Origin of the sequence: Brevibacillus brevis NBRC 100599, from assembly GCF_000010165.1 — a bacterium.
GTDB classification, from domain to species: domain Bacteria; phylum Bacillota; class Bacilli; order Brevibacillales; family Brevibacillaceae; genus Brevibacillus; species Brevibacillus brevis_D.
This window is the reverse complement of the sequence record NC_012491.1, coordinates 4214283-4229802: the sequence shown is the minus strand read 5'-3', so window position 1 is coordinate 4229802 and position 15520 is coordinate 4214283. Positions and strand designations below refer to the sequence as shown.

The 15520-nt window shown below is 47.8% G+C and carries 2 protein-coding genes (1 of these 2 running past the window's edge); both read left to right on the top strand.

Features of this window, described 5'->3' with window-relative positions:
• Positions 1-16: 16 nt before the first annotated feature.
• Positions 17-8230, top strand: a complete 8214-nt coding sequence (locus BBR47_RS19960) for an SDR family NAD(P)-dependent oxidoreductase (RefSeq protein ID WP_015892241.1) — start codon at positions 17-19, stop codon at positions 8228-8230.
• Positions 8227-15520, top strand: the 5' portion of a protein-coding gene (locus tag BBR47_RS19955) for an SDR family NAD(P)-dependent oxidoreductase (RefSeq protein ID WP_015892240.1). It continues 4559 nt past the right edge of the window; the window shows 7294 of its 11853 coding nt (coding positions 1-7294); it begins with the start codon at positions 8227-8229; its stop codon lies beyond the right edge, outside the window. Before BBR47_RS19960 ends, BBR47_RS19955 begins: the two co-directional genes overlap by 4 nt.

Here is a 15520-nt window from a genome sequence, read left to right as displayed (position 1 = left end):
TCGGGGGGAGTCGAGTATGAAGGTACTTTTTCATTCATTTCATGATGTGGAAACGATAGTGAAAGAAGTAATGACCGACTTAGTAAAAGCTACGACGAATCCCTTGGATTTCGATAAAAGCTTTGTGGAATTAGGTATCAGCTCGGTATTGTCTGTAGAAATGGTAGAGATATTGAATGAGAAGCTAGGCATAGACTTGGGGATTGAGGCCATTTTTGATCATGAGAATACCAAGCTGCTAGCCGCGCACATTTTCGAGAAATATCAGTCAGCAAGCCGTACCCAGTCCGATAGCGGTTTATCAACGATTGCGAGCAAGATAAGGAAAATCGTGGCTCAGCTATTGGATACACCTGTGGAAACCTTGAACTTTGATAAAAGCTTCATTGAGCTCGGTATCCATTCTGTATTGGCGGTCGAATTAATAGAAGCGATCAATGCTGACTTGGGGATTCATCTTGGCGTAGAAGTTATTTTTGATTATCCAGAGGTGGGGGAGCTGGCGGAATATATCTCTCTGCAATTTGCAACGGAGATAGCAGCAAACGACAGCCAAATCCCGCCAACTGTTTTCGAAAACGAAATTCGCCACTCTGATATTGCGATCATCGGTATAGCAGGCAGATTTGCTGGCTCGAATTCAGTGGAAGAGTTTTGGGAGCATATAGCATCTGGCGACAGTTGTATCGAGGAAATAACACGCAGCGGTTGGGAAGCGGATCAATATTACGGTGGGCTTCTCAAGGACATTGATCAATTTGACGCATCCTTTTTCAACATTTCCGCCGATGAAGCAAAAAGTATGGACCCCCAACAACGGTTGTTCCTGCAAGAATCCTATAAAGCTTTTGAAGATAGCGGATATTCGGTTGACCAGTTAGCAGGGAGAAAAGTAGGTGTGTTTGTTGGAGGGCGTCGTTCAGACTACCAAGAGAAATCCATGCTGGCCGAAGGTGTCTCTTCACAAACGATGCTAGGCAATGAAATGTCGATGCTAGGAGCAAGACTCTCCTATTTTTTAAATCTCAAGGGACCCAGTCTTGCTGTAGATACAGCTTGTTCTTCTGCTTTGGTAGCCATTCATTTGGCTTGCGACAGTCTTCGCAGGGGAGAAACCGAAATGGCTCTTGCAGGCGGCGTCGCGATTCACAGCTCCCCTGAATTTTTTATGATGTCCTCGAAAATGGGGGTGGTCTCACCGGATGGAACATGCAACACCTTTGACAATGATGCAAATGGCATGGTGTTTGGAGAAGGCGTTGGGGCGGTCGTACTAAAACCAGTTGCGAAAGCAGTGGAAGACGGCGACCATATTTATGCAATCATCAAGGGCTCAACGGTGAATCAGACAGGAAAGTCAAACGGGATTACCGCACCGAGCATGCTTGCCCAAAAAGAATTGATTGTGGATGCCTATGAAAATGCAGGGGTTGATCCAGAGACGATCAGTTATATCGAAACGCATGGGACAGGCACGCAGCTGGGTGACCCTATTGAAGTGAAAGCATTGATTGAAGCGTTTCGTTCATTTACGGATAAAGTACAATTTTGCGCGATTGGCTCACATAAGCCCAACATCGGTCATACCACGATGACGTCGGGACTGGCGAGTTTGTTTAAAGTGGTCATGGCGATGAAATATAAGAAGATCGCTCCGACGATCAGCGTCAAGGAAGTCAATAAGCATATCAAATTGACCGGGAGTCCTTTTTTCATCAATACGGAGCTCATGGAGTGGAATACGAGTGATGCCACTCCGCGAAGAGCAGGTGTGAGCGCTTTGGGCTCGAACGGAACCAATTGTCATCTGATTTTGGAAGAAGCACCTACGCTACAACCGCAATCAGGCTATCAGCAAGCAGGAGCCTATTACTTGTTCCCGTTTTCAGCCAAGAGCCAGTCAGCTCTCACGCAAAAACTGGATGAAATGTCCCAATGGTTAGCAAAAGAAGCGGGACGTTTTCACGAACAAGATATTTCTTATACCTTGTTCACAGGGAGAAGTCATTTTTCGCATCGTTGCATGTTTATTGCCAAGGACGTAGATGAATTACGGCAAAAAATCTCGGAAGTAATGGAAACAGGAGCAGCTGCTGACTATTTTGTCCAGGATGAAACAGACGTGCGGCTAGAAAAGAGCTTGAAAGAGTTCGGAGAAAAATTAATGGCAGAAGTAGCAGAGAACCGTTCGCTATCCAACCAGACAAGGAAAGAAAAGCTGTCCACGCTTGCAGATTTATTTGTAAAAGGATACAAGCTGGATTGGAGTTCTTTCTATAAAAACGGCAGATACAACCGGGTTCCTCTGCCCGCCTATCCATTTAGAGGGGAGCGCTATTGGCTGCCCAAATCCGAGAGACAGAATCGCTTGCCCAATACTCATCCCGAATTGTGGAAGGAGATGGACGAGCTTCTCGCCAAGCTGTTATGGGCGCAAATGCAGTCCATCGGTTGGTTTACTGACACGAGCGTGAATGTCGCTGACCTCAAGGCAAAAACAAGCTTCCCTCAGCGTTATGAAAAATGGTTGGAAGAGAGCATGGCGATGTTAGCCCGTCACGGCTATCTCGATGGCTTTGATGGAGAACAATGCCTGGTGGTCAATCCGACTTTGATCGAAGTAGAAGCGGTATGGGAAGAATGGGATCGACGTAAGGTGGCATGGCGAGAAGATGCCAATCTGGAAGTGCGGATCAGATTGCTGGAAGCCACGATGAAATCTCTGCCGCTCATTGTAACAGGAAAGAAGCTTGCTACAGATGTCATGTTTCCAGGCTCTTCTATGGAATTGGTACAACCTATCTATAAAAATAACCCGGTGGCAGATCACTACAATGAAGTGCTCGCGGAAACAGTCGCAGCCTATGTGGAAGAACGGGTGAAAAAAGATCCTTCTGCAAAAATTCGCATCATAGAGATCGGGGCGGGGACGGGCGGAACGAGCACGTTTGTGTTTGAAAAGCTGAAGGCTTATCAGCCGTTTATGGAAGAATATTGCTATACCGACATCTCCAAAGCATTTTTGATGTTCGCACAAAAGGAATATGGACCGCATGTTCCGTATTTGACCTATCAAATTTTTAATGTGGAAGCGTCTTTTGCGGAGCAAGGGGTTCGAGAGGGCTACTACGATCTGGTGATTGCGGCTAATGTGTTGCATGCCACCAAAGATATTCGCAAAACCTTGCGCCATACCAAAGCTGTTTTACGAGAGAACGGTTTGGTTCTTTTAAATGAGATTAGCAGTAATTCCTTGTTCCTTCATCTGACCTTTGGTCTTTTGGAGGGCTGGTGGCTGTCTGAAGATACAGATGTACGTATTCCTGGTTCTCCTGCCTTAACTCCGGCATGTTGGCAAACGGTACTGGAAAGTGAAGGATTTCACACGATCTCTTTTCCAGCTCGGGAAGCGCATGATCTGGGACAACAGATTGTCATTGGAAAAAGCGATGGCGTCCTTCACCCTGATGTTCGTATCGATTCGACTGTTTCGCCGATCGTACGCGAGACTGTACAGCAGGCAAAAGTAGAAGGAAAAGTCTATTCGCAGCCTGCACCGCAAAACATTCCAAGTCAATCTGTAGTGACCGAGCAGACGGTGACGGATTATGTGAAGGATATGATTATTGAAAAGCTGGGTACCGCATTGGAAGTCGATGTTGATTCGATCGATGTGGAAGAGCCTTTCAGAGATTATGGATTGGATTCGATTCTTGGCGTTCGATTGGTGCAAGAGATCAATCAAGCGTTGATGATCGAAATTGAGACGACGATTCTTTTTGATTACAGTTCAGTAAATCAACTTACAGGCTATATTTTGTCTGCGTACAAAGAGGTTATTGCTCAAGCGTTAGGGCAGAAGATCAGTCTATCCGAGCAGAGGGAAGATTCCGTCCCTGCTATTCAGACCGAGACATCTGTCCTTTCAGCACCTGTGCTTTCAGAGGAAACAGGGAGTGTGTCAGAAAAAGCTTCGTCCCCCACGGAACCCATTGCGATTATTGGAATGAGTGGTACGTTCGCCTCATCTGGCAACACTGACGACTTATGGGATCACTTGGTGAACGGCTCGGATTTGCTTCGGAAAGTGACTCGCTGGGATTTATCAGCGTACGGCTTGGACGAGGCAGAGGGCTATCAATACGGCGGGCTTGTAGAAAATATTGACTTGTTTGATCCGCTTTTTTTCAATATCTCCGGTTTGGAAGCTGACTATATGGACCCGCAGCAACGCTTCTTTTTGGAGGAATCCTGGAAGGCGTTGGAGGATGCTGGCTATGCGGGTCAGGGTGTGCAAGGAATCCAATGCGGCGTCTACGCGGGATGCGCCAAAGGTGATTACGATCGTCTCGTGGGAGAGAATCCTCCTGCCCAAGCCTTCTGGGGAAATATGGAGTCTATTGTGCCTGCCCGGGTTGCTTATCATCTGGACTTGCAGGGACCTGCTGTCACGATTGATACGGCTTGCTCCAGTTCCTTGGTGGCGATTCATATGGCGTGTCAAGCCTTGCGGACAGGTGAGATCGACATGGCATTGGCAGGTGGTGTCTTCATTCAATCAACGCCAGGCTTTTATTTGTCTGCCAAGCGAGCAGGGATGCTGTCACCGACAGGGCGCTGCCACACGTTTGATGAGCGGGCAGATGGTTTTGCGACGGGGGAAGGCGCTGGTGTCGTTGTACTGAAACGTCTCTCGGAAGCGATCGCTTGCGGTGATCATATTTATGGTGTCATTCGAGGCTCGGGAATCAATCAGGATGGAACGACGAATGGGATTACTGCACCGAGTGCGAAGTCTCAGGAACGCTTGGAACGCAATGTATATGATACATTCGACATCAATCCTGAGCAAATTACAATGGTCGAGGCGCATGGAACAGGGACCAAGCTGGGAGATCCGATTGAGTATCAAGCACTTACCCGCGCCTTTCGAGCCTATACGGATAAAAAAGAATTTTGTGCGATTGGATCGATCAAGACAAATATTGGTCATACCCAGATCGCAGCAGGTGTTGCAGGGGTCATCAAAATCCTTTTGTCATTGAAGCACAAAAAAATCGCGCCAACCCTGCATTTTGAAGAGGGGAATGCCAACATTAAGTTTGCAGACAGCCCTTTTTATGTCAATAAAAGCCTGCAGGAATGGTCAGTGGAGCCGCAAGCCAAACGATGTGCTGCGATCAGTTCCTTCGGAGCCAGCGGTACGAATGCGCATATGGTAATCGAAGAGGCGCCGCAGGTAGAGCGGAATCATGCAAAAAAACCGGGCTATTTACTTGTGCTGTCGGCGCGTACTTTTGAACAGTTGCGTCAGCAGGTTGCCCAATTGCTTTCGTTTTGTGAAAAAGCACCGGAGACGGATTGTGGAAATATCAGCTATACGCTGTTAGTAGGCAGAAAGCATTTCCATCACCGCTTCTCTTGCCTTGTTCAAAATACAGCCGAGCTTGTCCAGCTTTTGAAAAAGTGGCTGGAAACAGGAAAAGCATCACAGGCATATGTTTCTGAGTTACATGAAAAAGATCATCGTGAACAAATCGCCTTGAAACGCTACGGAAATCAAAGCATCGAGAATCTACATGTAACGAGTCAGACGAGCGAATATTTGGAGCAGCTATCTGTGATCGCGGAATTGTTTGTGCAGGGATATGGATTAGACTATGACAAGCTGTTTGCGAACGATCAGTATTCGCGTATTCCACTTCCCACGTATCCTTTTGCCAAGGAACGCCATTGGGTACTGGAGAGTGAACCAAAAGCAATTGCTGCAAGGAGAGCGGCAAATACCATCACAGCATCCGTGATCCATCCCATGCTGCATCAGAACACGTCTACTTTCTCCGAGCAACGGTTTAGCTCTACCTTCACAGGAGAAGAGTTTTTCTTGGCGGATCACGTAGTCAAAGGGCAGCGGGTATTACCGGGAGTTGCCTATCTGGAGATGGCAAGAAGCGCGATGGAGCACGCTGTAGGAGAAGACGTCCACGGGAATACGTCGATGAAACTACAGAATGTCATATGGGCTCGTCCGATCGTTGTAGGCGATCAGCCTGTTCGGGTACATACGGGCCTCGTACTCGAAGAAGATGGTGAGGTATCCTACCAAATTTATAGCGAGGCAGAGGGCAGTGATGCCGAGATCGTGGTACACAGTCAAGGTAATGCTGTGCTTACTCCTCGCTCAGAGTTGCACATGCTTGATTTACCCGTTTTGCAAGAGCAGTGCAGCGAGCAGGTGATTTCATCCGAGGAATTCTATGAGTTCTTCAGTGCGATTCAAATTGATTATGGATCCGGACATAAAGGAATAGACAAGGTATATGTCGGGCCTGGACAAGTCTTGGCAAAGCTGATTTTACCGTTATCGGTCACCGGGTCAGTGGATCAGTTTGTCTTGCATCCAAGCTTGATGGATTCAGCGTTGCAGGCATCTGTGGAGTTGACACTTTCTTCTCGTCACGTGATGTCGTCTGACAGTTTGGCAAAACGCAAGCCAGTGATGCCTTTTGCCCTGGAGGAAATGGAAATCATCCGCCCGTGCACCTCTGAAATGTGGGCATACGTGCGCTACAGCGACGGTAGCCAAGCAGGGAATAAGGTAGAAAAATACGATATCGACCTATGTGACGACATAGGAACAATTTGTGTACGGATGAAGGGATTTACATCTCGGGTATTGGAAAGAGAGATCCAAACAGATCGTACAGCAGCAAAAGGGGCAGTTGAGACCGCAAGCGAATCGCTGATTGGAACCATGCTGCTGAGTCCTGTTTGGGAAGAGGTTGTAGTCGCTCATGGTTCGGAAACGCCACTTGCAAGCGATCGTATTCTGATTGTTTGTGCAGATGACGAGAACCGAAGCCTTGTTCAACAACGCTATCCGCAGGCAGCTGTTATGGAGATTACGCCTGCAGAAAGTATAGATGAACTAGCTGTGAAGCTGGAGCAGATTGGTTCGATTGATCATATCATCTGGATGGCGCCATGGATTGATTTGGAATACCTCGCAGAAGAGGCCCTGATCATCGAGCAGGAGCGCGGTGTATTTCATGTATTTCGTTTGCTAAAAGCGCTGCTCAAGCTGGGCTACGATACCAAGGAGCTAGGATGGAGTCTCGTAACCTTCCAGACTCAACCGATTCATCCGAACGATGTGGTGAACCCTATTCATGCCAGTCTTTACGGTTTAGTTGGTTCGATGGCAAAAGAATACACGAACTGGCGTATCCGACTGGTTGATCTGGAAGCGGGTCGTGCTTGGCCTATAGAGGATGTTTTCACACTTCCGCCAGATGCTGAGGGGAATGCAACGGTTTATCGCGGAGGGAAATGGTATCGTCAGGAATTAATTCCCTTGCGTCAAATGGAAAGGGAACAGGCTTCCTGCAGGCAGGGGGGAGTCTATGTGGTGATCGGAGGCGCTGGCGGTATTGGCGATGTCTGGAGCGAGTACATGATCAGCACCTATCAAGCCCAAATCATCTGGATTGGACGCCGAGAAAAAAATGCAGAGATCCAAGCCAAAGTGGATCGACTTGCAAAGCTCGGACCTGCTCCTGTCTATATCGCGGCGGATGCGACGAATCGCAAGTCCTTGTATTTTGCTTATGAAGAAATCAAAAAAAGATATAAACAAGTGAACGGAGTCATTCATTCCGCAATTGTTCTGCTAGATAAAAGTCTCGCGAATATGGACGAGGAGCGCTTCCGTGCGGGGCTTTCGGCAAAGGTAGATGTAAGTGTGCGGATTGCTCAAGTATTTGATCGGGAGCCGTTGGATTTTGTCATGTTCTTTTCATCGATCAATTCATTTACCAAGTCGCCTGGACAAAGCAATTATGCGTCAGGTTGTACGTTTAAGGATATATTCGCGCACCAGCTATCGTTGCATAGCCTTAGTGCAGTGAAGGTAATGAATTGGGGATACTGGGCGAACGTGGGCATTGTTGCCACCAAGGATTATCAGGAGAGGATGGCACAGGCAGGATTAGGCTCCATTGAACCTCGTGAAGCGATGGCGGCTTTGGAAAACCTGCTTGCAGGACCGATCAATCAAGTCGCTTTGGTGAAAACAACGAAATCACAGGCCTTGGTTAAAGTAAATCCGGATAAATCCATTTACATCTATCCTGAAAAGCTAGTATCCCACATCGAACGTGTAAAGAATGAGATGCCCAAACTAGAGTTTTCGTCTCAACGCAGACAATCTGAAATGGAGGCTTATAAATGAATACAATGGATAAGCTTCTCAGTGAACTACTCTATGGTCAATTACAGTCAATCGGGCTGTTCACGGTAAAAAACCAGACGATAGGAGAACTCAAAGCCAAATTGCATGACAGGTACGGCAAATGGCTGGAGGAAAGCATAGCCGTTCTCGTACAAAACCAGTATCTTGCGTACGATGGAGAGTCACTCATCGCAAACGATACTACCCCTATCAATCTCGAAACCGCATGGGAAAAATGGGAGGAAGAAAAAACAGCATGGCTGAACGATCCGAATAGTAAAGCGCAGGTGATTCTGGTAGAGGCAACCATGCGCGTACTGCCAGATATTTTGTTAGGAAAGATTCCAGCTACAGAGATCATGTTCCCGAATTCCTCGATGGAACTGGTGGAAGGGATTTATAAACACAATGAGGTTGCGGACTACTTTAACGAAGTGCTCGCCAATACGATTGTTACCTATGTGAAGCTGCGTACGGAGCAAGATCCTTCTGCTCGGATTCGCATTTTGGAAATCGGGGCAGGTACAGGTGGAACGAGTGCGATCGTACTGCCAAGGCTAAAGCCCTTTCAGAAGCATATCGAGGAATATTGTTATACCGATCTTTCGCAAGCCTTTTTGCTTCACGCCGAAAAAGAATATGGAGCAGAAAATCCATATCTCACGTATCGGATTTTTAACGTGGAAAAGCCTGTTGAGGAGCAGGGGATCGCTGCGGACACCTATGATCTCGTGATTGCCACAAATGTACTGCATGCGACAAAAAATATTAGCCAAACCTTGCTCCACGCCAAAACAACGTTACAGAAAAATGGCTTGCTGATTCTGAATGAATTAACGAGCAATACCTTGTTTGCTCACTTGACGTTTGGCTTGCTGGATGGCTGGTGGCGCTATGATGATCCAGAATGGCGGATTCCTGGCTGCCCCCTGTTAACGGTTGAAACATGGCAAAAGGCGTTGAAAAAGGCAGGATACCAATCTGTTTTCTTGCCAGCAGAAGACCAGCTGGATTTATGCCAACAAATTATTGTGGCAGAAAGCGATGGGGTGATTCGTCGCAACAGCCAACCGAGGCAATCGGCGGTAACAGTTGCGTATTCGCCTGCAAAAAAGCAAGCCTCAAAGCTGAAGGCGATGCCACTCCAAAAACAAGTGCCTGTACGCACGACACCAGCGAAAAAGTCAGGCAGAGTCACGGAGGAATTACTTCGCGAAAAAAGCACGGCTTACATCAAAACGTTAATGGGTGAAACGCTTAGAATTCCGACCCACCAGATAAAATCATCTGCGCCATTCGAGCAATATGGGATTGATTCGATTCTGGTTGTGCAATTGACTAATTCGCTTCGCAAAGATTTTGCGAATATGAGCAGTACGATTTTTTTCGAGTATCAAACGATTGATGCCTTGGTAGAGTATCTCATCGAGACGCAAAAGGAAGCGTTGATCAAGGTAATAGGAGTAGAAGCACAAGAAGCAGTTGAGGAAGCATTGCCCGTCGCTGCTTCAACGGCGTACACCGATCTTCCCGTGAGAAGCACGAGACGCTTTTTATCCGTTCGGGAACAAGAAAGAAAGGAATCCATTTCGCCTTCATCGGTGGTGCGGGATGTGGCGATCATCGGTCTTTCCGGGCGTTATCCGCAGGCGAAAAATGTGGATGAATTCTGGAATCGTTTAAAAGAGGGGAAAAACTGCATTTCTGAAATCCCTAAGGATCGCTGGGATTGGCAGAGCTTTTTTGACGAAGAAAAAGGGAAAAAGGAATCGATGTATACAAAATGGGGTGGATTTATCGATGATATGGATAAATTCGATCCCTTATTTTTTCAAATCTCTCCAAAAGAAGCCGAGGAGATGGACCCGCAAGAACGGTTATTTTTACAAGAAGCCTATGCGAGTATTGAGGATGCTGGATATACGCCTACAACTCTGTGTGAAAGCAGAAAAGTAGGCGTTTTTGTCGGCGTGATGAATGGCAATTACCCAACGGGAGCCACTTATTGGTCGATCGCGAATCGCCTCTCTTATCTATTAAACTTTCAAGGTCCGAGCGTGGCGGTAGATACGGCTTGCTCCGCTTCTCTCACCGCGATTCATTTCGCCTTGGAAAGCTTGTACAGCGGCACAAGCGAGTGTGCAATCGCAGGGGGAGTCAATCTCATTGTCGATCCCGTCCACTACATGAAATTGTCAGCTTTGACGATGCTCTCTCCTTCGAATCAATGCAAGTCCTTCGGCGATCAAGCAGACGGCTTTGTGGATGGAGAGGGTGTGGGCGCAATCGTCTTGAAGCCCTTGGATAAGGCGATAGCCGATGGTGACCATATTTACGGAGTCATCAAAGGAAGCATGATGAATGCCGGTGGGAAAACGAATGGCTATACCGTCCCGAATCCGCAGGCGCAGGCGCAGTTAGTGGCGGATGCCCTACAACGCGCCAACGTACATGCAAGAACGGTCAGTTATCTGGAAGCACATGGAACAGGAACGGAGCTGGGAGACCCGATCGAGGTTGCTGGACTTACTCGCGCCTTTGAAAAAGACACCCAAGACAAACAGTTCTGTGCATTGGGATCAGCGAAGTCGAATATTGGACATTGTGAAAGTGCGGCAGGGATTGCTGGCGTTACGAAAATATTATTGCAGCTGAAGCACGCGCAATTAGTGCCATCCTTACATTCCCGTACGCTCAATCCCAATATTGACTTCACCAAGACGCCGTTTGTGGTTCAGCAAGAGTTGGCAGAATGGAGACGACCGATTGTAGAGATCAATGGCACAACCAATGAATATCCACGAATTGCAGGGATTTCCTCATTTGGTGCAGGGGGAAGCAATGCCCATGTGATTATTGAAGAATATATTCCGGAAGAGCAAAAGCAATCCAGTCTGAAAATCACACCTCAGAACCCCGCTATTTTTGTTTTGTCAGCAAAGAATGCGGAGAGGCTGTATGAGATTGTTCAGCAGTTGTTAGCTTTTATCCAGGAACACTCCTTGTCTGATGAGCACTTAGCAGACATGGCGTACACGCTTCAGGTAGGACGTGTAGCCATGGAAGAGCGCATTGCTGTCATCGCAGGCACTATGAAGGAGCTGCAACAAAAACTAACAGCCTATGTAAAAGGACAAGAGCACATTGCTGATTTGTATCGTGGTCAGGTAAACCGAAATCAGGAAATGCTGGATATTTTGACGTCCGATGATGAATTAGAAGAAACGATTGCGAGATGGATGGAACGCGGAAAGTACAGCAAGCTTCTCGACCTGTGGGTGAAGGGCTTATCTATCGATTGGAACAAGCTTTACCAGGAAGAGCAACCGGGTCGTATCAGTTTACCGACGTATCCTTTTGCCAAGGAATCCTATTGGACCCACGCCAGGTCTGTTAGCAGCAGCACAGGTGTGGGTGTGATTCATCCTTTCTTACACCAAAATACATCCGATTTCATGGAGCAGCGGTTTAGCTCCATGTTTACGGGCCAGGAGTTTTTCCTGAGTGACCATGTCATTAAGGGGCAACGTGTCTTGCCGAGTGCGGCTTATCTGGAGATGGCACGGGCAGCGATACAGCAGGCGACGGGAGGGCTTGATTCGGAGCGAGAACTAGAAGGACTCCGTTTCAAAAATGTGGTCTGGACGCAACCTTTGGCTGTTGGGCCAGAGCCCGTTCAGGCACATATCGAACTCTATCCTGAGGCGAATGGTGAGATTGTTTTTGAAATTTACAGCGATAGCAAGCAAGACCGAGATCAAACGACGGAGATTGTACACAGTCAAGGAAGTGCCGTGTTGTGTTCCATTCCAGATATTCCATCATTCGATCTCTCCGTATTGCAGGAACAGTGCAGCCTACGCACACTCAGTGCGGAACAATGCTATGACGCTTTCAAAAAGATGGGAGTCGACTATGGGCCTGCACATCGTGGGATCGAGCAGATTTTGATTGGTCAGGAGCAGGTGCTCGCGAAGCTGTCTCTGCCTTCTTCCGTGGTGAAGACTCAAGGCCAATTTGGTCTGCATCCGAGTTTGCTCGACGCAGCTCTACAGTCGTCACTTGGCTTGATGATGGCAACCAGTGATTTTTCGCTGATCCTTCCCTTTGCTCTTGAAGAAATGGTGATCGTAGGTGATTGCTCCTCTTCCATGTGGGCACTCATTCGCTACAGGGAAGGCAGTAAGGCTGGAGACAGAGTGGAGAAGTTTGATATCGATTTGTGTGACGAGAACGGGAATGTCCAGGTGCGGATGAAGGGCTTTTCTACGCGCAAGATTGCAAATGTATCTGTTAGATCAGAAGTAGAAGTGCCAAAAGCTTCCGTTCCTCTCGAAGAGGAGAAGGCAATAGATTCCTCCTCACTGATGGAACAGGCAACCCCTTATTTTAAAAAGCTGCTTTCCTCCGTGATCAAATTGCCAGCAAATAAAATGGAAGCAGACGCCTCGTTAGAAAAGTACGGTGTCGATTCCATTGTGGCTATGCAGATGACCAAGGAGCTGGAAAAGCAATTTGGTTCGTTACCAAAAACGTTATTTTTTGAATACCAAACGATAAAAGAATTAACCGGGTATTTTCTTGAAAACTACCGTGAAAATCTGATGCACATCCTGGGGATGAGGGAAAATGCGGAAGCCTCTCTCACGCAAGAGTCAGAAGCAACGATGGTGGACGAGGTGAAAGCACAGACAGAGCGCAGGAGCAAAAAACGCAAGTCTCAACGATTCGCGTCCCTGCGTATGGAAACCCAGCCACCAAAAGGGGCGTTGGACATTGCCATTATTGGGATATCCGGACGTTATCCGCAAGCAAGGAATATCCATGATTTTTGGAAAAATCTACGTGATGGCAAGGATTGTATTACCGAAATCCCAAAAGACCGTTGGGATCACAGTCTGTACTTTGATGAAGCGAAGGACAAGCTCGGTAAATCGTATTCTAAATGGGGCGGCTTCATAGATGGTGTTGATCAATTTGATCCGCTGTTCTTCCATATTTCCCCACGGGAAGCAGAGCTGATGGACCCGCAGGAGCGGTTATTTTTACAGTGTGTCTATGAAACGATAGAGGATGCAGGGTATACGCGCGAAACGCTGGGCAAGCACGAAGGCTTGGGAGGCAATGTAGGTGTTTACGTAGGCGTTATGTACGAGGAATATCAGCTCTATGCGTCCGCTGAACAGGCGTTGGGCAGAGCGCTTGCGATTGCGGGGAGTCCAGCTTCCATTGCGAATCGCGTATCCTATTTTTGCAATTTCCACGGTCCGAGTATGGCGGTCGATACGATGTGTTCATCTTCGTTGACAGGTATTCATTTAGCGTGTCACAGCTTACAGCGCGGCGAATGTGAGGTTGCGATTGCAGGTGGTGTGAATGTTTCTATTCATCCAAATAAATATCTGTATTTGTCGCAGGGCAAGTTCGCCTCCAGCAAAGGACGATGCGAAAGCTTTGGGGAAGGTGGCGACGGCTATGTACCTGGCGAAGGAGTCGGAGCCGTATTGCTCAAACCTCTGGCAAGAGCAATCGCTGATGGAGACCACATCTATGGTGTGATCAAAGGAAGCGCCATTAATCATGGTGGAAAAACAAACGGCTATACGGTTCCCAATCCTCATTCCCAATCAAGGGTGATTCGCCGAGCTTTTGAAGAAGCAGGAATTCATCCGAGAACGGTCAGCTATATAGAGGCACATGGTACAGGGACTTCCTTGGGGGATCCCATTGAAATTGCCGGATTGACGAAGACCTTTCAGGAATACACGAAGGAGAATCAGTTCTGCGCGATTGGTTCGGCCAAGTCAAATATCGGACATGGCGAGAGTGCGGCAGGGATCGCAGGGTTAACCAAAATATTGCTGCAAATGAAATACAAGAGGTTAGTTCCGTCCTTGCATTCCCGCACACTTAATCCAAACATTGATTTCAGCAAGACTCCATTTGTGGTGCAGCAAGAGCTGGCGGAATGGAAGCGACCCGTCATTGAAATCGATGGAGTAACCAGAGAATATGCAAGAATTGCGGGGATATCCTCCTTTGGGGCGGGAGGGGCAAATGCTCACCTCGTCATAGAAGAATATATCGAAGCGGAACACCGCCCACCAAGCAGCATCTCGTCAAAAAATCCAGCTGTCATCGTACTGTCAGCGAAGAATAAAGACCGTCTCCGGGAGCAGGTGCAGCGGTTGTTGTCTGCTATTCGGGAGCAAGTGTTGACGGACAACGATCTAGCTGAGATTGCCTACACGCTCCAAGTAGGACGTGAAGCGATGGAAGAGCGGTTCGCTGTGATCGTCAAGTCGATCTCCGAGCTTGAAGCAAAGCTAACGTATTATCTGAAAGATGAGGCTGATAGCCCAGACCTGTTCACGGGTCAAGTAAAGCGGAATAAAGAAACGATGGATGTTTTTGCCGCAGATGAGGATTTACAACAGGCAATCGATACATGGATCACCAAAGGGAAATACGCAAAGATTTTGCAGATGTGGGTACAGGGACTGATTTTTGACTGGAACAAACTCTACGGTGATACGAAGCCTCGTCGAATCAGCTTACCTGCTTATCCTTTTGCAAGAGAGCGCTATTGGCTGCCTAAGGTGGAGTCACAAGCCATTGGTTTGACCGCAGGGGAGCCGGCTTACCTGCATCCCTTGCTGCATCAAAATACGTCTACACTATCGGAACAACGGTACAGCTCGACGTTTACAGGGCAGGAGTTTTTCCTTAGAGATCATGTCGTGAACGGACAAAAGGTCTTGCCTGGGGTAGCTTATCTGGAGATGGCACGAGTGGCTGTGGATATGGCAGCAGGTGTCCGAACGGATAACCACTCGGCGATTCAACTGAAAAATATCGTGTGGGCGAAACCAGTTATCGTGGAAGATGCCCCCATCCAAGTACACAAGGGGCTATACCCCGAAGAGAATGGTGAAATCACTTTTGAAATCTATAGCCACCCAAGAGAAGCCGAGGAGAGTCTAGTAGTACATAGCCAGGGTAGAGCAGTACTACGATCAGCTATGGAGGCGCCAGCGCTCGACCTTTCCGCCATTCAAGCTCAGTGCACAGAGAGCAGTTACAGCTTTAGCCAATGCTACGAAACGTTCCATAGGATAGGACTAGCATACGGTCCATCACACCAAGGGATTGAGAAGCTGTTTGTCGGGCCAGATCAAGTGCTGGCGAAGCTTGTTTTGCCTTCTTCTGTTACGGGTACAGCAGAAAAATTTGTCCTTCATCCGAGTGTGATGGACGCCGCATTACAGGCATCGCTCGGTTTCATGATGG

Bases quoted from the DNA above. Each gene is read 5' to 3' on its own strand.
- BBR47_RS19960 (WP_015892241.1), top strand. From the start codon at position 17: ATGAAGGTACTTTTTCATTCATTTCATGATGTGGAAACGATAGTGAAA.